This is a genomic window from Streptococcus thermophilus, from assembly GCF_010120595.1.
Lineage (GTDB): Bacteria > Bacillota > Bacilli > Lactobacillales > Streptococcaceae > Streptococcus > Streptococcus thermophilus.
Map to the genome: position 1 here is coordinate 595,246 of NZ_CP038020.1, position 20,813 is coordinate 616,058.

Below are 20,813 nucleotides of genomic sequence, written 5' to 3' on the forward strand. Positions count from 1 at the left end.
ATTGATGTGATAAGTCTAACATTTAAAAACGGAGATAATAATGCAAACGGCACAGTATATTATTGAATTACTAAAGGCAGTCTTTCTTGGGATTGTCGAAGGGATAACTGAGTGGTTACCCATCTCATCAACAGGTCATTTGATCTTGGTTAATGAATTCTTGAACTTAAGACAAAGTAAAGATTTCATTGATATGTTTAATATCGTTATCCAGCTTGGGGCTATTTTAGCAGTTATGGTCATTTACTTTAAACGTTTGAATCCCTTTCAACCTGGTAAAACAGCACGTGAAGTGCAGTTGACTTGGCAACTTTGGCTCAAGGTGGTCATTGCTTGTATTCCCTCAGCCTTCTTTGGTCTTCTTTTAGATGATTGGATGGAGGCCCACCTCAGTAATTTCTTTGTAGTAGCTATCATGTTGGTGGTCTACGGGATTGCCTTTATTTGGATTGAGGACCGCAATCGACGTGTAGAGCCTAAGGTAACGGACTTGGCACGTATGTCTTACAAGACCGCTTTCTATATTGGTCTTTTCCAAGTCTTGAGTATCATTCCAGGGACTAGTCGTTCAGGTGCTACTATTCTTGGGGGAATCATCGTTGGTACTAGTCGTAGCGTAGCAGCTGACTTTACCTTCTTCCTTGCTATTCCAACGATGTTTGGTTATAGTGGGCTTAAGGCAGTTAAGTATTTTATTGATGGGAACACCTTGACTGGTGGACAAGCGGCCATTCTATTGGTAGCTAGTGTGACAGCCTTTCTTGTCAGCCTATTTGTGATTCGCTTCTTGATGAACTATATTAAGAAACACGATTTCACTGTTTTTGGAAAATACCGTATCGTACTCGGTATCATTGTGCTTTTCTATGGAGCTGTCAAACTTATTTTTGGATAAAAAATTGAAAGGATTTCGATTGAAGTCCTTTTTATCTGGTTTAGAGATTAGTTATTGAGAAGTTTTCCAAAGATAAGATAAGCTAGTGTCTAAAGAACTAGTCCGCAAGTTAGGAAACCGGAAAGGATTTTCAATAAGTCTACAATCATTATGCAAGGGATGCCATCCGGAAAAACAGAGGATTGGAAGGATGGTAACATACAAGATCGAGAAGTGGAGGAGTGATTGTTGTCTGAATGTCAAATGATTATCGTCGTAAATGGGTGCAGTTGCCAGTATAGTGGCAAGGATTAATCCTGTAAGAAAGGTAGATTTGTTTACTTGATAAGGTTTTCCTGACAAGTAGAGAAAGAGCGTCAAAAAACTCGTTATTCTTACAGTATTGCTAGTTCGAAGTCATCCTTTTTTATAGGCAGTCATGGTTGTTACCTCCAACCATATATCCACTATATATCCACTTTTATTTTACTCTTTTCTAGGATAGCTGACAGCAATAAATAGGAAAATTCAAGTCTTTGCTAGTATTAGAGAATTTTAAAAAAAGCTTCCTAAAATAAGACCTAAACTTGTTCAGAAATTGCTATCTCTTTGTTTTTCTAGTATAATGAAATAACTACTCGTGCGAGGTTTTTACATATGGAAATGAAACAAATAAGCGAGACAACTCTAAAAATCATGATTACCATGGAAGATCTTGAAGAACATGGTATGGAGCTGAAAGATTTCTTGATTCCCCAGGAAAAAACAGAGGAATTTTTCTATACTGTCATGGATGAGTTGGACTTACCTGATAACTTTAAAAATAGTGGGATGTTGAGCTTCCGTGTCACGCCACGAAAGGATCGTGTGGATGTTTTTGTGACTAAATCAGATCTTAAGGAAGACCTTGATTTCAATGATTTGTCAGATATGGAAGACTATTCAGGACTTTCTCCAGAAGAATTCCTCAAAGCTCTTGAAGATAACTTTATGGATAAGGGAGATATTGAAGCCCACCATAAGCTCGAAGAGCTTGAAAAGACCTTGAAAGAGGTTGATGAGACTATGACAGATCCGGCTAAGGAAGTGGCTGAGGAAACTATTCGTGAAGATTATACTCACTATGTCTTGGCTTTCTCTGACTTTGATCAAGTAGTGACCTTTGCGCAAGGTTTGAAGAATGTGTCAGTGGAGGGTTCTGAACTTTATAAACTTGGTGATGTCTACTATATGACTATCCTTCTTTACTTGGCTGATGAGCCTGATTATTACGCGAACAATATGTATGCGCGTTTTCTTGAATATGCGAATGTGGCAGACCGAACACGTCCCTATCTACAAGAGCATGCAACAATCTTGATGGAAGAGGACGCCTTACCGGTATTACAAGCAACGAAATGGAGCTAGGACATGCCTTGGACCATTAATTATATTTTTGTCTTGATTGGGACCTCTTTGATTGCCATTGTGGGAACCCCACTGGTTCGTTCTTTGGCCTTTCGAGTCGGAGCAGTTGATAATCCAAATGCAAGACGTATCAATAAAAAGCCAATGCCGAGTGCTGGTGGTCTAGCTATTTTCTTGGCTTTTGTACTGGCGACCTTGGTATTTATGCCTATGATTATTCAGAAGGATGTCTGGCATATTTCTTATTTTAGATACATCCTACCGGTTGTTGTGGGTGGTGCTATTGTGGTATCGACAGGTTTCATTGATGATATCTTTGAATTAAAACCTTTGCCTAAGATGCTCGGTATTGTTATCGGAGCTGTTATTGTTTGGGCTTTTACGGATTTTCGATTTGATAGCTTTAAGATACCTTTTGGCGGTCCCGTGATTCAGTTTGGGCCAGTCTTGACCTTGATTCTAACAGTGTTATGGATTGCTGCTATCACCAATGCCATTAATCTGATTGATGGTTTGGATGGATTGGTTGGAGGAGTTTCTATCATTTCCCTGATGACTATGGGGGTGATTTCTTATTTCTTCCTCTATGATACTGATATTTTCTTGACCTTGACCATCTTTGTCTTAGTGGCTGCCATTATAGGCTTTTTCCCTTACAATTATCATCCAGCGATTATCTATCTAGGTGATACAGGGGCGCTCTTTATTGGCTTTATGATAGGTGTCTTGTCATTGCAAGGGCTGAAAAATGCAACAGCAGTAGCTATTTTGTCGCCTGTTATTATCTTGGGGGTGCCTATTACTGATACGGTGGTGGCTATTGTCCGCCGTAAGTTGTCAGGGCGCCCAGCCATGGAGGCTGACAAGATGCACTTGCATCATCGCCTTTTAGCTATGGGGTTCACTCATCGAGGAGCAGTTCTGGTGGTTTATGCCATCGCTACTCTCTTTTCATTGATTGCCCTCTTGTTGAATGTTTCCAGTCGTTTTGGTGGTATCCTTCTGCTCTTGAGTCTACTTTTAGGGATGGAAATTCTGATTGAAGGGCTCGAGATTTGGGGCATTGGTCGAACACCCCTCTTTAACTTCCTGAAATTTATCGGGAACAGTGATTATCGTCAAGCAATCATGTTGAAATGGAAGCAAGGTCGAAAAAAATAAACATTTGAAAAGCCAAGCAATGGCTTTTTTGTTATAATGGTTCTAATTAAGGAAAATGGAAGTTCTCTTTTTATTTTCCGGAAAATAGTTTTGCTATTTTCAAAAAAATAATGCAATTAGCGAGCACATGCTCGCTGTATATATGGAAAAGGGGTATACAATGTCTGTACTTGAAATCAAAAATCTTCATGTTTCTGTTGAAGATAAAGAAATCTTGAAGGGGCTTAATTTGACTCTTAAAACTGGTGAGATTGCTGCTATTATGGGTCCTAACGGAACTGGTAAATCTACCCTTTCGGCTGCTATCATGGGTAACCCAAATTATGAAATCACAGAAGGAGACATCCTTTTTGATGGTGAAAGCATCCTCGACTTAGAAGTTGATGAACGTGCACGCCTAGGTCTTTTTCTTGCTATGCAATACCCAGCTGAAATCCCAGGGATTACAAATGCTGAGTTTATCCGTGCGGCTATGAATGCTGGTAAAGAAGATGATGAAAAGATTTCTGTCCTTGATTTCATCACTAAATTGGATGAAAAGATGGAATTACTTGGTATGCGTGAAGAAATGGCTGAGCGTTACCTTAACGAAGGTTTCTCAGGTGGTGAGAAGAAACGTAACGAAATTCTTCAGTTGCTTATGTTGGAACCTAAGTTTGCTCTTCTTGATGAGATTGACTCAGGTCTTGATATTGATGCTCTTAAAGTGGTTTCAAAAGGGGTTAACGCTATGCGTGGCGAAGGCTTTGGTGCTATGATTATCACTCACTACCAACGTCTCTTGAACTACATCACTCCAGATGTTGTACACGTAATGATGGAAGGTCAAGTGGTTCTTTCAGGTGGTCCTGAATTGGCTGCCCGTCTTGAGCAAGAAGGTTATGCGAAAATCGCTGAAGAGCTCGGTTACGAGTACCACGAAGAAGCCTAAGTCTGTTACTCGAAATAACTAGAAAAGGAGTAACCTATGTCAAAAGAATCTATTATCGCTTTTTCACAAGCAAAAGCAGAGCCACTCTGGTTGCAAGACCTTCGTCAAGCAGCGTTTGATAAGCTTGACGGTTTGGCTCTTCCGAAAATTGAGCGTGTTAAATTCCACCGTTGGAATCTAGGCGATGGAACGATTGCTGAAAATGAATCATCAGCAAATGTGCCTGACTTTACAGCGCTTGGAAACAATCCTAAATTGGTTCAAGTAGGAACAAATACTGTCCTTGAACAATTGCCATCTGACTTGATTAATCAAGGTCTTGTCTTCACAGACCTTGCAACAGCTCTTGAAGAAATCCCAGAAGTCGTTGAATCCTTCTTTGGTAAGGCTGTAGCCTACGATGAGGACAAATTAGCAGCCTATAACTATGCCTATTTCAATAGTGCAGCAGTCCTTTATGTACCAGATAATGTTGAAATTGACTTGCCAGTTGAGAGCTATTTCTACCAAGATGGCGATTCATCTGTTCCATTTAACAAACATGTTTTGATTGTAGCGGGTAAAAACAGTAAATTGACTTATCTTGAGCGTTTTGAAACGCTAGGTGAATCTACTGAAAAAGCTAGTGCCAACATTTCTGTGGAAGTTATTGCACAAGACGGTGCTCAAGTTAAGTTTGCGGCTATTGACCGTTTAGGTGAAAATGTCACAACTTATATCAGCCGTCGTGGTCGTATTGGTCGTGATGCAAGCATTGACTGGGCTCTCGGAATCATGAACGAGGGTAATGTTATTGCTGACTTTGATAGCGACTTGATTGGCAATGGAAGTCATGCCAATCTTAAAGTTATTGGTCTGTCATCAGGTCGTCAAGTTCAGGGGATTGATACTCGTGTGACTAACTATGGTAACAACTCTGTGGGACATATCTTACAACATGGCGTTATCTTGGAGCGTGGTACCTTGACTTTCAATGGTATTGGTCACATTGTCAAGGGTGCTAAGGGTGCCGATGCACAACAAGAAAGCCGCGTTCTTATGCTTTCTGATAAGGCCCGTTCAGACGCTAACCCAATACTTTTGATTGATGAAAATGAAGTTACAGCAGGACACGCTGCTTCAATCGGTCAGGTGGATCCAGAGGATATGTACTACCTCATGAGTCGTGGACTTGATCAAGAGACTGCAGAACGCTTGGTTATTCGCGGTTTCTTGGGAGCAGTTATCACTGAAATCCCAGTTAAGGAAGTGCGTGACGAGATGATTTCTGTAACTGATACAAAACTAAACAAACGTTAGGGACTATCAACGCAGATAGTCTAACCGATTATATATCTAGATAGGGAGATAAGATGTCAGCTCTAGATGCCTATAAGATTCGACAAGATTTTGCCATCTTAGATCAGGTAGTCAATGATGAACCTTTGGTATACTTGGATAATGCAGCGACGACTCAGAAACCTCAAGTAGTTTTGGACACCCTCATGGCCTACTATCGTGAGGAGAATGCTAATGTGCACCGTGGCGTGCACACTTTGGCAGAGCGTGCCACAGCTGCTTACGAAGCTAGTCGTGAAAAAATTCGCCAGTTTATTAGTGCCAAATCAACTAAAGAGATTCTCTTTACACGTGGAACGACAACTGGTCTTAACTGGGTTGGTCGTTTTGCAGAGCAGGTTCTTGAGCCAGGAGATGAGGTGGTTATTTCAATTATGGAACACCACTCTAATATCATCCCTTGGCAGGAAGCTTGTAAGAAGGCGGGGGCTAAACTTGTTTATGCCTACTTGAAAGATGGTCAGTTGGATATGGAAGACTTGGCCAATAAGATTAGTGAAAAGACAAAATTTGTCAGTCTGGCTCAGGTTTCTAACGTTTTAGGTTGCATCAATCCTGTTAAAGAGATTGCACAAATGGTCCACCGAGTTGGCGCCTATATGGTAGTGGATGGTGCCCAATCTGCACCCCACATGGCTATTGATGTTCAGGATTTGGATTGTGATTTCTTTATCCTTTCTGGACATAAGATGTTAGGCCCAACAGGGATTGGGGTTCTCTATGGAAAAGAAGAGATTCTCAACCAGATGAATCCTATCGAATTTGGTGGTGAGATGATTGATTTCGTTTATGAACAAGAAGCCACTTGGAAGGAACTGCCTTGGAAATTTGAGGCTGGCACACCTAACATTGCGGGAGCTATTGCACTAGGTACTGCTGTGGACTACCTCTCTGCTTTAGGTATGGAAAATGTTCATGCTTATGAGCAAGAGTTGGTAGACTATGTCTTGCCTAAGCTTCAAGCGATTGAGGGATTGACGGTATATGGGCCAGAAGATTCTGGCAAACATGCGGGTGTTATCGCCTTTAATATTAATGGACTTCATCCTCATGATGTGGCGACTGCCCTTGACTATGAAGGGGTGGCGGTTCGTGCGGGTCACCACTGTGCTCAACCTTTAATTAATCATTTAGGTATTTCATCGGCTGCCCGTGCAAGTTTCTATATTTACAATACTAAAGAGGATTGTGACAAGCTTGTAGAGGCAATTCTTGCGACGAAGGAGTTTTTCAATGGCACTCTCTAGACTAGATAGTTTATATATGGCTGTTGTGGCCGATCACTCTAAGAGCCCTCACCATCATGGTGTTCTACCTGATGTGGAGCAACTTCAACTGAATAATCCGACATGTGGAGATGTTATCAATCTGTCAGTTAAGTTTGATGGTGATATGATTGAAGACATCGCCTTTGCTGATGATGGTTGTACCATTTCAACAGCCTCATCAAGTATGATGACGGATGCGGTTATCGGTAAAACCAAGGAGGAGGCTTTAGAACTAGCAGAAATTTTCTCTCTTATGATTCAAGGAAATCATAAAGTGGATGAGGATAAGTTAGGTGAGGCCAAGCTTTTGGCGGGGGTTTCTAAATTTCCACAACGTATCAAATGTGCAACGCTCTCTTGGAATGCCCTTAAAATGGCTATAGAGAGAAGTGAGCTCTAGGAAGCAATGGAGTAATTATCTTCCTTGCTCAAGTCTTAAATAAAGCAAATTAATCAAACCTTTAATAAAGGAAAATACTATGACTGAAACAAATGAAAAAGTAGAACCAAAACCCATTGATCTTGGGGAATATAAATACGGTTTCCGTGATGATGTGACACCAGTCTTTTCAACAGGAAAAGGAATCAGTGAAGACGTGGTCCGTGCCATGTCTGCTGAAAAAGAGGAGCCTGAGTGGATGCTTGAATTCCGCTTGAAATCATTGGAAACCTTTAACAAAATGGCTATGCAAGAGTGGGGGCCAGACCTTTCTGGTATTAACTTTGATGATCTGACTTATTTCCAAAAGGCATCAGACAAACCTGCTCGTGACTGGGAAGATGTTCCTGAGAAAATCAAGGAAACTTTTGAACGTATTGGTATTCCAGAAGCAGAACGTGCCTATCTTGCTGGAGCCTCAGCTCAGTATGAGTCAGAAGTGGTTTACCACAATATGAAAGAAGAGTATGACAAGTTGGGTATTATCTTTACAGATACAGATTCAGCACTTAAAGAGCATCCAGAACTCTTTAAGAAGTACTTCTCAAAACTGGTTCCGCCAACAGATAACAAATTTGCGGCCCTTAACTCTGCCTTCTGGTCAGGTGGTACCTTTATTTATGTACCAAAAGGCGTTAAGGTAGATATTCCGCTTCAAACCTACTTCCGTATTAACAACGAAGCAACTGCTCAATTTGAACGTACTCTTATCATTGTTGATGAAGGTGCCAGCGTTCACTATGTTGAAGGATGTACAGCGCCTACATACACAACGGCAAGCCTTCATGCGGCCATCGTTGAAATCTTTGCACTTGATGGTGCCTACATGCGCTACTCAACTATTCAAAACTGGTCAGATAACGTCTACAACTTGGTAACTAAACGTGCTACGGCTAAGAAAAACGCAACTGTTGAGTGGATTGATGGTAACCTGGGTGCTGAAGTAACCATGAAGTATCCATCTGTTTACCTTGATGGTGAAGGTGCACGTGGTACCATGCTTTCAATTGCCTTTGCTAATGCTGGTCAACACCAAGATACAGGGGCTAAGATGATTCACAATGCACCGCATACATCATCATCTATTGTTTCTAAATCAATTGCTCGTAATGGTGGTAAGGTTGACTATCGTGGACAAGTAACCTTCAACAAGGATTCCAAGAAATCAGTATCTCACATCGAATGTGACACCATCTTGATGGATGACTTATCTAAATCAGATACTATCCCATTCAACGAAATCCACAATTCACAAGTTGCGCTTGAACACGAAGCTAAAGTTTCTAAGATTTCTGAAGAACAGCTCTACTACCTCATGAGCCGTGGACTTTCAGAACAAGAAGCAACTGAAATGATTGTCATGGGATTTGTGGAACCATTTACCAAAGAACTTCCAATGGAATATGCTGTTGAGCTTAACCGCTTGATTAGCTATGAAATGGAAGGATCAGTTGGGTAAGCAGTAAGTTTGTGTAAAAATACAGAGTAAACTGAGAAATTGGTTCAAAATACTATAAGGTTAAGATATACTTCTTAGCCTTTTTTGTTTGGATTGATTGTAAAACGTTTATGTGTAGTGGACAAGAGCTACAGATGCGTCATTTTTTGGATATTTCGAGTCTTTTTCGAGACAAAATAACTGAATTTTCGAATTATTAAGAATTATATCTTTACTTTAGCCTATTTTAAGGTATAAATATACACGAAAGTAAATTTTTGATTGGAGGAGGCCTCTTATAATTATGATTAAGAAACGTAACTTTAAGAGTATTGTAGCTGTTGGAGTAATTGCTTTGGCTTCTGCAACACTTCTTGCTGCTTGTGGCTCAAAATCAACCTCAAGTAAAGATGAAATTAACTGGTACACCCCTACTGAAATATTGCCCCTTGATATCTCTAAAAAATTCAGATCACTAATCATCCATTTACAATGTTGGTCGCAACTGGTATCACCTTGATATTTCTAAAAATTCAGATCACTATTCAGCCTTGGCGCTTGGGAACTCAGAAAGTAACTTACTTTGTGTTGATAAAAATGGGAAGTTACAACCTGATTTGGCTAAAAAGTTGATGTGTCATCCGATGGTTTGACTTATACAGTGACTCTTAGAGATGGCTTGAAGTATTCAGATGGTACTAAGATTACTGCTGAGGACTTTGTCTATACTTGGGAACGTATGGTTGATCCTGCTACAGCTTCTGAGTATTCTTACCTCGCTTCAGATTCTCACCTTGTTAATGTTGCAGACATTATTGCTGGTAATAAGAGCGTTGATGAATTGGGTGTTAAGGCTGAGGGAAATAAAGTTATCTTTACCTTCTCAAATCCTTCTCCACAATTCAAAAGTCTTTTGTCATTCTCAAACTTTGTCCCACAACATAAGGAATTTGTAGAAAAGACTGGAAAACAATATGGAACGAAGTCTGACAAACAAATTTATTCTGGACCTTTCAAGGTTGAAAATTGGAATGGTACAAGTGGTAGCTTCAAACTTGTCAAAAATAACAATTATTGGGATGCAAAGCACGTCAAAACAAAGACAATCAATATTCAAACGGTTAAAAAACCTGATACAGCTGTCCAAATGTATAAACAAAGTCAACTTGACTTTGCAAGCATTTCAAGTACGTCAGCAATCTTTAACTCAAATATAAAGAACAAAGATGTTGTTACAGTTCCAGAAGCAACAACAAGTTATATGACTTATAATGAAACTGGTAAAGTTAAAGGTCTAGATAATCTTAAAATCCGTCAAGCTCTCAACCTTGCTACCGACCGTAAAGGTATTGTCGAAGCTGCGGTTGATACAGGCTCAGTTCCAGATCGGTCCAATGGCTGCTAATATTCTAACCGGTTCAGCACTCATAGAGCAGATTTTCTCAATTCCTGGGATTGGCCAACAGTTTGTTACCTCTATTCCAACAAAAGATTATCCTGTCATTATGGGAACCACTATCGTTTATGCCGTTATGCTTATGGTAGCTATCCTATTGACAGATATCATTACTAGTTTTGTGGATCCACGTGTCCGTCTGAAGTAAGGAGAGTATCATGGAAGAAAAACAACTAGTCAACCTTGTTGGTGCTGGAAATACTGAATCACAAGAAAAATCGGATGGACGTCTATGGCGCGTCAAGTCCGTAATTTGACCCTATCCTACCGAGAACGTGAATTTGTTTTAGCCTCACGCGCTTTGGGTGAAAATAAATTCAAGATAGCTTTTTAACATGTTTTGCCAAATATTTCAGGTATCATTATTGTTCAAATTATGATGACCGTTCCAAGTGCTATTATGTACGAGGCGGTTCTATCAGCTATCAATTTGGGGGTTAAGCCACCAATAGTTTCTTTAGGTTCGTTGATTACGGATGCTTCTGAGAATCTTCAATACTACTCTTATCAGGTGCTTATTTCTGCCTTGGCTCTTGTTTTTATCTCTCTTGCCTTCATTCTTTTAGGGGAGGACGGCTTGCGTTATGCATTTGACCTTAAATCTAACAAAGAAAACTAACAGGAGCGTAATAATAATGAAAGAAACGATTTTAAGTGTAAAAAATCTCCATGTTAATTTTCATACTTACGCTGGAGAAGTAAAAGCGATTCGTGATGTCAATTTTGACTTGAAAAAAGGTGAGACACTGGCAATTGTTGGTGAGTCTGGTTCAGGAAAATCTGTAACGACAAGGACGCTAATGGGTCTATCAGACAAAAAAACGCTAAGGTAACTGGAGACATTACCTTTAAAGGGCGCGATATGCAAGCCTTAAGGGAGGAAGATTGGGTTAAAGTTCGTGGAAATGATATTGCTATGATTTTTCAAGATCCTATGACCAGTCTTGACCCTACTATGAAAATTGGGCGCCAAATTGCTGAGCCTATTATGTTTCATACCAAATTATATCAGAAAGAAGCCTTAGATAATGGCTTTACAATTAATGAAAGATGTTGGGATACCTAATGACGAAGAACATATAAATGACTACCCTCACCAATGGTCAGGAGGAATGCTTCACAGAGCAGTAATTGCCATTGCTCTAGCTGCAGATCCTGAAATTTTGATTGCTGACGAGCCTATTACAGCTTTAGATGTTACGATTCAAGCACAAATTCTTCGTCTGATGAAAAAAATCCAAGAAGAGCGTGATTCATCCATTATTTTTATTAATCATGACTTGGGTGTTGTCGCTGGGATGGCTGATCGTGTAGCAGTTATGTATGCGGTAAAATTGTGGAATATGGGACTGTGGATGAGGTTTTCTATAATCCGCAATACCCATACACATGGGGACTTCTTAACTCTATGCCTACAACAGAAACAGAATCTGGTAGCCTAGAAGCTATTCCAGGAACTCCTCCAGATTGGCTTTATTCTCCTAAAGGTGATGCCTTTGCTGCTCGAAATGTCTTTGCTTTAGATATTGATTATCAGGAAGAATCGCCAATGTTTAAAGTATCAGATACGCATTTTGCAGCAACATGGCTCTTAGATGAACGAGCTCCTAAAGTAACCCCTCCTTCGCCAATATTGAAACGATGGGAAAAATGGTCAAAGATGAAGGAGAAATAAGATGACACAAGAACGTAAAAAGTTAGTAGAACTAAAAAATGTGTCTCTAACTTTTAATAAAGGAAAATCAAACGAGGTTGAGGCTATTGATGACGTTAGCTTTGATATCTATGAGGGCGAAATTTTTGGACTAGTTGGAGAATCTGGATCAGGTAAAACAACCATTGGGCGATCTGTTTTAAAACTTTCTGATATTGATTCGGGTACTGTTACCTTTTCAGGTAATGGGATATCAAGTTTAAAAGGGAAAGATCTTCATGATTTCCGTAAGACAGCTCAGATGATTTTTCAAGATCCTCAATCTAGTCTTAATGGACGCATGAAAATCCGTGATATTATTGCTGAAGGCATTGATATTCATAAATTGGCTAAATCTAAGGAAGAGCGTTAAGCTAAGGTTAAAGAACTCATTGATTTGGTAGGGTTAAATGAAGATCACCTATCAAGAAGTCCTCATGAGTTTTCTGGTGGTCAACGTCAAAGGATTGGTATTGCGCGTGCTTTAGCGGTTAATCATCATTTTATTGTAGCAGACGAACCGATTTCTGCTTTGGATGTTTCTATTCAAGCACAAGTGGTTAATTTGATGCAGAAGTTGCAACATGAACAGGGGTTAACTTATTTGTTTATTGCCCATGACTTATCGATTGTTAAATATATATCCGATCGTATTGGTGCAATGCATTGGGGTAAACTTCTTGAAGTGGGACCAGCAGATGAGATCTATCATAACCCGATTCATCCTTATACAAAGAGTCTATTATCTGCAATTCCAGAACCAGATCCAGAAAGAGAGCGTAAGCGTCAGCATTTGATTCACGATTCCTCTATTGAAAATGATGGGGAAAATAGACAAATGTATGAAATCCGACCAGGGCATTTTGTTTATGCTACAGAAGCAGAGGCTAAAAATTATAAAGAAGAAGCCAAGTCTAATTAAACTGTAAAAAGGTGGTGATTCTCTAGTCACCTCCTTTTGATTAGTAAGCGTTTATAATGCAGAGACAAAACAGTATAATAAGGGTGATAGAGCAATAGTTAAAGAGGACTAATATGGGAGTATACAACAACAGTGACTGGCTACTCAATCAGATTCGAGGGACAGCTAATGTCGTCATCAAGGCTTTTAAATTTGAGACTCTGGATATTGATTGAGGTCAGGTGGGAGACGATCAAGAGCAGGCTGTTGATGGAAATGATTACATTGATGATTTGTTAATTCAGGAAAAGTATGATCAGGCGACAGCCTTCATTCATAGTCAACTCAAACGCTTGACGACTATTGACTATAATCTCCTTGTCAGCATCTATATTGAGTATTTGGAGAATTTATCACCTGTAATAAGGCAGAAGCATCATTTTGACAATAGGCAATTAGCAAGTTTGAGGGAAAAACTGTCCGAATTTTCATGGTAATTTGCTAGAGAGAGTGGGAGAGGAAATGCCAAGCGTTTACGACTTTTCCATCCTCTTTTTTGTGTTATAATGGAAACACTATGGATAAATTAATTAAAACAATTTCAGAATCAGGTTCTTTCCGTGCTTATGCTCTTGATAGTACTGAAACGGTCAGAACTGCACAAGAAAAACACAATACATTATCGTCATCAACAGTTGCTTTGGGGCGTACCCTTATTGCCAATCAAATCTTGGCTGCTAACCAAAAGGGTGATAGCAAAATTACAGTTAAGGTTATCGGAAACGGCTCTTTTGGTCATATCATCTCTGTAGCTGATACCAAAGGACATGTTAAGGGCTACATCCAAAATCCAGGTGTAGACATCAAGAAAACAGCGACTGGTGAAGTTTTAGTAGGTCCTTTCATGGGGCAAGGACAATTTGTCTCAATCATCGATTATGGAACTGGTAATCCTTACACGTCATCAACACCGCTTATTTCTGGTGAAATCGGTGAAGACTTTGCCTACTATTTGACAGAGTCTGAGCAAACACCATCTGCTGTTGGTCTTAATGTACTTCTTGACAAAGAGGATAAGGTCAAGGTTGCTGGTGGTTTCATGCTTCAGGTCTTACCAGGAGCTAGCGAGGAAGAAATCGCTCGTTACGAAAAACGCATCCAAGAGATGCCAGCCATTTCAACACTTTTGGAGTCTGATGACCATATTGAAGCGCTCTTGAATGCCATTTATGGGGATGAGCCTTTCAAACGCTTGTCTGAAGAGGAGCTTAGCTTTGAGTGCGATTGCTCACGTGAACGCTTTGAAAATGCCCTCTTGACGCTTGGTAAGGATGAACTTCAAGCTATGAAAGACGAGGACCATGGGGCTGAAATCGTCTGTCAATTCTGCCAAACTAAGTATGAATTTTCAGAAGCTGACTTGGAGGAACTCATCAATGACTAAACTTAATTCATCCTTTATGATTGGAAATGTAGAGATCCCTCACCGAACAGTCCTAGCTCCTATGGCAGGCGTGACCAACTCTGCCTTCCGTACTATTGCAAAAGAGTTTGGTGCTGGTCTTGTGGTGATGGAGATGATTTCTGAAAAAGGTCTCCTCTACAATAATGAGAAAACCCTCCACATGCTTCATATTGATGAGAATGAACATCCAATGTCTATCCAGCTTTTCGGTGGTGATGCTGAGGGCTTGAAGCGTGCAGCTGATTTTATTCAGACCAATACCAAGGCTGATATCGTTGATATCAATATGGGTTGTCCGGTCAATAAGGTAGTCAAAAATGAAGCGGGTGCCAAGTGGCTCAAGGATCCAGACAAGATTTACCACATTGTCAAGGAAGTAACGTCAGTGCTTGATATTCCCTTGACCGTTAAGATGCGTACGGGATGGTCAGACAGTGATTTGGCTGTGGAAAACGCTCTTGCAGCTGAGTCTGCAGGTGTTTCTGCTCTTGCCATGCACGGTCGTACCCGTGAACAAATGTATACTGGTCACTGTGACCACGAGACGCTGGCTCGTGTTGCTAAAGCTATTACTAAGATTCCATTTATCGGAAATGGAGATGTTCGTAACGTTCAAGACGCTAAACTCATGATTGAAGAACTTGGCGTAGATGCCGTTATGGTGGGTCGTGCAGCCATGAATAATCCATACATCTTCACGCAAATCAATCACTTCTTCGAAACGGGAGAGGAGTTGCCAGATCTTCCGTTTGATAAGAAGCTGGACATTGCTGAAGACCACCTCAAACGTTTGGTAGACCTTAAAGGTGAGATGATTGCTGTCCGTGAATTCCGTGGTCTTGCTCCACACTATCTTCGTGGAACAGCAGGAGCAGCTAAGGTTCGTGGCGAAGTCTCGCGTGCCGAGTCTGTTGCTCAGGTCAAAGAAATCTTTGCGACTTTACGATGAAATAGAAAGAGCCCTGTTAGTATGTACTCTAACAGGGCTCATATATAATAAATTGCTTGTAAGAGGTTTTAGACACCACCAACTATTATGTAAATACATGTCAATAGGACAATAATTTTTAACAATTTCATATGATTTCCTCCAACTTAGTTTGTTACATAGGATAACATTTGATTTGATTTTTTAAAAGAAGGTTGCATATATGGGAAAACAAAATGAACTGAAAAAAATTGGTGAAATATATAGAGAATTACGGTTAGATAAAGGTACAAAATTATCAAATTATATTGATAAAGGATTTTCTAAATCGCAACTTTCTAGATTTGAAAGAGGAGAGACTGAAATATCTTTGATTAAATTTTTAAGTGCATTAGATTTTATAAATGTTTCGATAGAAGAATTTATGGTAATCTACAGAGGTTATAGAAATGATAGTTTTGAAGAATTATTAAAGAAGCTACATACTCTAAGTCTTACAAAAGATGCGGAGGGGTTACGATATCTATTTAACGAAGTGGAGGAGTTGCCTAATTCAACAACAAAGAAAATAGAAAAAATACTGATATTATCTTGCTTAAGTTCTGTAGAGTCTGAAAATTTGATAACTCAATCAGATTTACGATTTGTGACTGATTATTTATTTGGGATTGAGAGCTGGGGCTACTATGAATTGTCTATTTTAGGGAATCTTGCTCAATATATAAATGGGGAAACATTAGTTTCTTTGGGAAGGGAAGTCTTACGGAAGACAGATTATTATTATGAAGTAGTAAGAAATAGAAAACTAGTTATTCAATTATCTATCAATATAATGATACGATGCATTGAATCCGAATGGTTTACTAAGGCTGCTTTTTTTGAGAGGCATATAGATAGCCTAGTAAATGTTGAGTCCGATATGTATGAGAAAGTTATTTTTTATTATGTACAAGGATATTTAAAATTTGCGATGGGAGATTCGGGGGGGAAGCAAATTATGCAAGAGTCTCTGGAAATATTTAAATTGCTTAAGAATACTAGATTATATAAAAATTATTTAGAGCATTTTAAGTCGATTGTAGGTTAATCCCGTTTATGCAACGAAAGCGTAGATTTGTAAAGATAGGCTATACTTTAATCATAAGGTTAAGTAACGTTAACCTAGAAAGGAGCCTAATTAAATGAAAAATTTTCAAGCTTTGTTGAAAGTTACAAAGTCATCTGGAGTAAAATCTGATGCTTTTTACGCACGATCAATTAAATGCCCTTAAGAGCTAGTGATCATTGCAAAATCTGAGGGGACTTAGTGTTCCCTTTTTCGTGTTTGTATTTAATGCTTAAGGGTGATATTGAGATATGCAATTTAGTTTTGACTCTGATTTCAAAAAAATTGAGAAGTGTAAAACCTTAAAAGATGATTATTATAAATATGTTGAATTTGGGAGTGAGATTCCACGACAAGGGTGGAAAATTCATATTTCCTCAAATTTAGATAGTTATCAGATTGTACTGAGATTGATCGTTGAATATTGTACAAAATATAAAATAGATTTTAAATACATATATAATAATAAGGTGCTAAAATATTTTTTATCTTCAGACTGTTTTACGACCCAGGCTGGAAAGTGTATAACAATTTATCCTAAGAATGATAAATTGTTTAAAAATATTGTTTTAGACTTGGCTGATATATTGATTGGTTTCGAAGGGCCGGTTGTTATATCAGATATGCAGTATAGAGATACCAACATTTTTTATAGGTATGGTGTAATGGCAGCACAATCAGACTATTTGTTAATTGGTGGTACTCCTATTATGGATAATAGGTCTTTTTTTGAGTTACCAAACGGCATTGAGGATCCATTTGAAAACATTAATGATGAGTATCATAATGTAGCAACTTTTTTAGGTTGTACAGTTGAACCTACTATGATTATACATGAGAGTGCCTCAGGTAATGTATATGAATCGAAATATGATGGTAATGTTACTATTCTAAAGGAAGGCCGTAAAAATATTTTGGGAACTAATAGTACTGCAATTGGAGATATAAAAAATGAGGAAAAGATAATAAAACAACTAGAAACTTTAGAAGGAATCCCTAAATACAGATTATCTTTTTATGAATGGGGAAATTACTATTTAGTTGAATCAAAATTGAAAGGGGACATGTTATCTTTGATAGCATCTAGTTTTCTATTCGAAAGTATCCCTTTCTCAGATTTAGTGATGAAATTATTGATTTTATTTGATTCGGTTCACCAAAAAGGTATTATTATCAATGATGTCAGCTCCAATAATATTTTTGTTGATTTTACGGACGATGTATATGTATCACTTTGTGATTTTGGCTCATCCTACAATATTGTTGATTCTAACAGTGAAGAGGTTTTATCAATTAAATCAAAAGGTGCAGGAATGACTATGACATTTTATGACCATAGCCATATTGAATTAGGAGATAAGGAAAGAGATTTTCACAAATTAGGTTATACCTTAATGAACTATGTATTTCCGATAAATCAATATTTAAGACATGGTGTTTCTGGTAACGAGGTATTAAAGATGTTCAGACAATTTTGTGTGATGACTTATCCTTCTGATAGTATTTTTAAAGTTATTGAATTATTGATTAGACAACCATTGAATTGGAGAAAAGATTTAGAAACATGTTTAAGACAAAGTAAAATAAGTACAGTTTTTAGGAAACGTATAAATGATAGAACAAATCGATATTTTACTGCTGAGTTTATGACTAAATCTGAGAACTATGGCGATAGTTGTAGTTTGATTTATAAAAAAAGATACTATTTTCTTGTACCAGAATTTAGTGAATGGTTAGAGAAAAATTATGGAGAGTCTGTATTTTCAAATTCCTTTAAGATTTTTGATAAAAATTATGAAGAACTTAATATTGAAATATCAGAATATGGTCTGACACAACAATTGGGCAATATACTATTCTGGGTAAAAAATTGTAACGAATTTTCGTTTCATTCAGGTATTGTTGGGCTTGGTCTAGAGGTTTTGTATGAATTAAAATTTAATCATCTAGATATACTTTATAAAGAGATACTAGATTTAATATATTTTAGGATAAAGTATAGTATTAGCAATGATAATATTGTTGAAAATAATGGAATTTATGATGGAAAACTAGGCATAGTTTTATTTTTAGTAGAATATTATAAGTTGACGAAAGATGATATTATCCTTTTAGAGGCAAAAAGACTGTTTACTGAAGCTAGTCATGCTATTGTCCAAAAGGAAAATTATATTGAATTTGTTAATAGTTTTTCTGATAGTATTTCCACTCCCTATGTAAATGATGGCTTATCTGGTTATGTTTTATTGTCTTTACAGTTATGGGAGTTAACTGGTGATGAAAACTATTTTAAGAAAGAATATATTCGTTTTTTGACAAATATTTCATTTTGTAAGCGTAGAGATTTATTTTCTGGACAACTGGGGATATCCTATGTTTTATATAAAGTTTCGCAGTCAAATTTTAGTACTATACAAGAATTAAATCTGACGAATAAAGCGATGAGACAGCTGTCTAACTCTTCAATATTCGAGTTCAGAGAAAAGAATCGATTACATATCTATGATTATTATCCTAATAATGAGGAGAGAGATGTAACTCATGAGTATCAATTTATGTTTAATCTATTTCTTACCCATCAGGAGGTTTAAATGCAGCTTTTTTTACAACACAAGCCTTATAGGGTTTTGACCCTATCCATCTTGTTAGGTATCTTTGGGACCACCTTGTTTGACTTGGTTTCGGTTCTCTATGCGGCTACCTTCCCTAATCCAGAATTGGCGGTGGGGTTGGCGAGTTTGATTACCTCGCTTCCCTATGTTTTTGATTTTATTGTGGGTTATGTCTCTGATCGAGCGTCAAATAGCTTTAAGGCCATGAAATTGGTACGCTGGTTGCAGATGAGTTTATATGTCTTTTTTGGGGTGTTAACCTTGCTTAAACCTAGTTGGTGGGTCTTCGTCTTGGTCCTAGCCATCAACTTTATGAGTGATATTATTGGTAATTACACTGCCTATCTCAATCTTTCCCTCAATCGTCGGGTGGTAGATGAGGAGAATTTTTCCTTAGCCATCTCTTTTCGTAAGGGAATGTCTAATATCGTCACCTTAGCGGGAAAGAGCGTGGGTGTCATGCTCATTGCCCTGCTGGCTCATAACTATTTCTTGTTTGCCTTGATTAATGTTTTGGTTTTCTTGGCTTCTTATCTGGTCTTGCGACGAGGGCGAAAACTTTTTGACCATCTTGATGAACCAATACCTGAGTCCAAAGAACAACAAGCAGAATCCTTAAAAGCCCTGATTTGTCAGTTTGTCAGGGACACCATAACCAATTTCACCTTTCTCAAATCCCAGTCCTCTATTTTTAATTTGGTCATGATTTACTCTAGTATGAACCTGCTCTCGTCAGCCATGGCCACCCTGTTGATGATTTATCTCTTATCGGTCAAGGAGTTGCAGTTGGGGTCTTATGCTGTGACTATCACAGTCTTTGAGTCTATTGAATTGGTTGCTTTCTTTTTAGGATCACTTTTTCCGTTCGACTTTTACCGCAAGTGGTCCATTAGGTCCAACCTGCTTTTTGAGAATAGTCTAGCATTGTTGATGATTATCAGTATCTTTGTATGGCACAATCCCATTGTCCTCTTTACCTTGCTTTTTCTTTCTTCTTATGCGACAGCCATTTCCAATCCAAAATCAGATACCATCGTCATCTTCTCCATTGTCGAAGAGCGACAGAACGCTGTCTTTAGTATCTTTTCAACCATTGTCACAGCGACTGTACCCCTGGGTGCAGCTGTGATTTTGGCCTTAAACCAGTCCTTGGGTGCTACTTGGTCATGGACTCTCTTGGCTTTCTTGGCGGTATTTAATATAGGTTATACCTGTTTTTGGAAGGAAGAGACACGGGCAGTATCTTAAACCTATTATCATTTTTAAGTCTAGCTGCGGTTGGACTTTTTATTTTTCCTTGCAAAACCTCTGTGTTTTCGATATAATTAACTGGTTAAGTAAATGGAGAAAGTAATGATAGAACTAGAAGAACAAGTAAATCAATTGATTAATCAAATTTTGCTTAAGGCTGAAAATCAGTATGAGCTCCTCATTGGTCAGTGCCGAAGTAAGGTTAAGTTGACCAACACCCAGGAGCATATTCTCATGCTTTTGTCTGAGGGGCAAAAGACCAATTCTGAGTTGGCTAAGGCTCTCAATGTCAGCCAGGCTGCTGTTACCAAGGCAGTAAAAACCTTGGTCAAAGAGGGCATGTTGGAGGGTAAGAAAGACAAGGATGATGGGCGCGTGACCTATTTCGTCTTGACACAAGAAGCTCAACCTATTGCCCAAGAGCATAAGGAACACCACCAAGAGACCCTTGGGGTTTATCGGTCTGTATTGGATCAGTTTGATCATCAAGAGCGTCAGGTTATTGGCCGTTTCTTGATAAAATTAGCAGAAAAAATAGAGGAATAA

The 20,813-nt window shown here is 38.5% G+C and carries 16 protein-coding genes and 5 pseudogenes; 20 read left to right on the plus strand and 1 reads right to left on the minus strand.

The annotated features are described in order from the left end of the window. Positions 1-40: 40 nt before the first annotated feature. The gene (locus E3C75_RS03165) at positions 41-895 is read left to right on the plus strand and encodes an undecaprenyl-diphosphate phosphatase (protein WP_011680666.1); all 855 of its coding nucleotides are present in this window, start codon (positions 41-43) and stop codon (positions 893-895) included. 51 nt (positions 896-946) lie between these two features. Here the strand turns inward: E3C75_RS03165 and E3C75_RS03170 are convergent, their stop codons facing one another. Then, complete coding sequence (locus E3C75_RS03170; RefSeq protein WP_306496352.1) at positions 947-1,255, minus strand: DUF3021 family protein; 309 nt, start codon at positions 1,253-1,255, stop codon at positions 947-949. 276 nt (positions 1,256-1,531) lie between these two features. On the opposite strand from E3C75_RS03170, the gene mecA reads away from it, so the two are divergent. From mecA to E3C75_RS03265, 19 genes and pseudogenes are all read left to right on the plus strand, one after another. Further along, positions 1,532-2,281 carry an adaptor protein MecA gene (gene mecA / locus E3C75_RS03175; protein WP_100273348.1) on the plus strand — a complete coding sequence of 250 codons (750 nt, stop codon included), beginning with the start codon at positions 1,532-1,534 and terminating at the stop codon, positions 2,279-2,281. A gap of 3 nt (positions 2,282-2,284) precedes the next feature. Further along, complete coding sequence (locus E3C75_RS03180) at positions 2,285-3,442, plus strand: glycosyltransferase family 4 protein (RefSeq protein WP_100262326.1); 1,158 nt, start codon at positions 2,285-2,287, stop codon at positions 3,440-3,442. Between the two features lie 160 nt (positions 3,443-3,602). After that, complete coding sequence (sufC, locus tag E3C75_RS03185) at positions 3,603-4,373, plus strand: Fe-S cluster assembly ATPase SufC (protein ID WP_002947634.1); 771 nt, start codon at positions 3,603-3,605, stop codon at positions 4,371-4,373. Positions 4,374-4,409: 36 nt separating this feature from the next. After that, positions 4,410-5,672: a Fe-S cluster assembly protein SufD gene (sufD, locus tag E3C75_RS03190; protein WP_011680669.1), complete on the plus strand. Its 1,263-nt coding sequence runs from the start codon at positions 4,410-4,412 to the stop codon at positions 5,670-5,672. Positions 5,673-5,725: 53 nt separating this feature from the next. After that, complete coding sequence (locus E3C75_RS03195) at positions 5,726-6,958, plus strand: cysteine desulfurase (RefSeq protein WP_046206385.1); 1,233 nt, start codon at positions 5,726-5,728, stop codon at positions 6,956-6,958. After that, positions 6,945-7,379: a Fe-S cluster assembly sulfur transfer protein SufU gene (gene sufU, locus E3C75_RS03200; protein ID WP_111679194.1), complete on the plus strand. Its 435-nt coding sequence runs from the start codon at positions 6,945-6,947 to the stop codon at positions 7,377-7,379. The genes E3C75_RS03195 and sufU overlap by 14 nt, the downstream gene beginning before the upstream one ends. Before the next feature lie 79 nt (positions 7,380-7,458). Continuing rightward, entirely contained in the window at positions 7,459-8,877 is a 1,419-nt protein-coding gene (gene sufB / locus E3C75_RS03205) for a Fe-S cluster assembly protein SufB (protein ID WP_002947647.1), read from the plus strand. Positions 8,878-9,160: 283 nt separating this feature from the next. After that, a pseudogene (locus E3C75_RS03210) lies at positions 9,161-10,240 on the plus strand (peptide ABC transporter substrate-binding protein); the annotation flags it as partial. Position 10,241: 1 nt separating this feature from the next. Then, positions 10,242-10,460, plus strand: a pseudogene (locus E3C75_RS03215) (ABC transporter permease subunit); the annotation flags it as partial. A 69-nt stretch (positions 10,461-10,529) separates the two neighbouring features. Further along, a pseudogene (locus E3C75_RS03220) lies at positions 10,530-10,931 on the plus strand (ABC transporter permease); the annotation flags it as partial. A gap of 13 nt (positions 10,932-10,944) precedes the next feature. Continuing rightward, positions 10,945-11,987, plus strand: a pseudogene (locus E3C75_RS03225) (ABC transporter ATP-binding protein). Position 11,988: 1 nt separating this feature from the next. Next, positions 11,989-12,927: pseudogene (locus E3C75_RS03230) on the plus strand (ABC transporter ATP-binding protein). A gap of 221 nt (positions 12,928-13,148) precedes the next feature. Next, on the plus strand, positions 13,149-13,403 hold the full coding sequence (locus tag E3C75_RS03235; protein WP_223899614.1) for a hypothetical protein: 255 nt from the start codon (positions 13,149-13,151) through the stop codon (positions 13,401-13,403). Between the two features lie 80 nt (positions 13,404-13,483). Continuing rightward, the gene (hslO, locus tag E3C75_RS03240) at positions 13,484-14,350 is read left to right on the plus strand and encodes an Hsp33 family molecular chaperone HslO (RefSeq protein WP_002949275.1); all 867 of its coding nucleotides are present in this window, start codon (positions 13,484-13,486) and stop codon (positions 14,348-14,350) included. Continuing rightward, positions 14,343-15,320 (plus strand): tRNA dihydrouridine synthase DusB, encoded by a 978-nt coding sequence (dusB, locus tag E3C75_RS03245; protein ID WP_011680674.1) that lies wholly within the window; start codon positions 14,343-14,345, stop codon positions 15,318-15,320. Before hslO ends, dusB begins: the two co-directional genes overlap by 8 nt. A 202-nt stretch (positions 15,321-15,522) precedes the next feature. Continuing rightward, a complete protein-coding gene (locus E3C75_RS03250) occupies positions 15,523-16,386 on the plus strand; it encodes an Rgg/GadR/MutR family transcriptional regulator (protein WP_133264090.1) in 864 nt (287 codons plus the stop codon). Positions 16,387-16,655: 269 nt separating this feature from the next. Next, a complete protein-coding gene (locus tag E3C75_RS03255; protein WP_011225383.1) occupies positions 16,656-18,995 on the plus strand; it encodes a class III lanthionine synthetase LanKC N-terminal domain-containing protein in 2,340 nt (779 codons plus the stop codon). Continuing rightward, a complete protein-coding gene (locus E3C75_RS03260) occupies positions 18,996-20,264 on the plus strand; it encodes an MFS transporter (RefSeq protein WP_011225384.1) in 1,269 nt (422 codons plus the stop codon). 105 nt (positions 20,265-20,369) lie between these two features. Then, positions 20,370-20,813 carry a zinc-dependent MarR family transcriptional regulator gene (locus E3C75_RS03265; RefSeq protein WP_014607905.1) on the plus strand — a complete coding sequence of 148 codons (444 nt, stop codon included), beginning with the start codon at positions 20,370-20,372 and terminating at the stop codon, positions 20,811-20,813.

Coding starts and splice junctions, on each gene's coding strand:
- E3C75_RS03265 (WP_014607905.1), top strand. CDS start 20,370: ATGATAGAACTAGAAGAACAAGTAAATCAATTGATTAATCAAATTTTG.
- sufB (WP_002947647.1), top strand. CDS start 7,459: ATGACTGAAACAAATGAAAAAGTAGAACCAAAACCCATTGATCTTGGG.
- dusB (WP_011680674.1), top strand. CDS start 14,343: ATGACTAAACTTAATTCATCCTTTATGATTGGAAATGTAGAGATCCCT.
- E3C75_RS03195 (WP_046206385.1), top strand. CDS start 5,726: ATGTCAGCTCTAGATGCCTATAAGATTCGACAAGATTTTGCCATCTTA.
- mecA (WP_100273348.1), top strand. CDS start 1,532: ATGGAAATGAAACAAATAAGCGAGACAACTCTAAAAATCATGATTACC.
- sufC (WP_002947634.1), top strand. CDS start 3,603: ATGTCTGTACTTGAAATCAAAAATCTTCATGTTTCTGTTGAAGATAAA.
- E3C75_RS03165 (WP_011680666.1), top strand. CDS start 41: ATGCAAACGGCACAGTATATTATTGAATTACTAAAGGCAGTCTTTCTT.
- hslO (WP_002949275.1), top strand. CDS start 13,484: ATGGATAAATTAATTAAAACAATTTCAGAATCAGGTTCTTTCCGTGCT.
- sufD (WP_011680669.1), top strand. CDS start 4,410: ATGTCAAAAGAATCTATTATCGCTTTTTCACAAGCAAAAGCAGAGCCA.
- E3C75_RS03180 (WP_100262326.1), top strand. CDS start 2,285: ATGCCTTGGACCATTAATTATATTTTTGTCTTGATTGGGACCTCTTTG.
- E3C75_RS03250 (WP_133264090.1), top strand. CDS start 15,523: ATGGGAAAACAAAATGAACTGAAAAAAATTGGTGAAATATATAGAGAA.
- sufU (WP_111679194.1), top strand. CDS start 6,945: ATGGCACTCTCTAGACTAGATAGTTTATATATGGCTGTTGTGGCCGAT.
- E3C75_RS03255 (WP_011225383.1), top strand. CDS start 16,656: ATGCAATTTAGTTTTGACTCTGATTTCAAAAAAATTGAGAAGTGTAAA.
- E3C75_RS03260 (WP_011225384.1), top strand. CDS start 18,996: ATGCAGCTTTTTTTACAACACAAGCCTTATAGGGTTTTGACCCTATCC.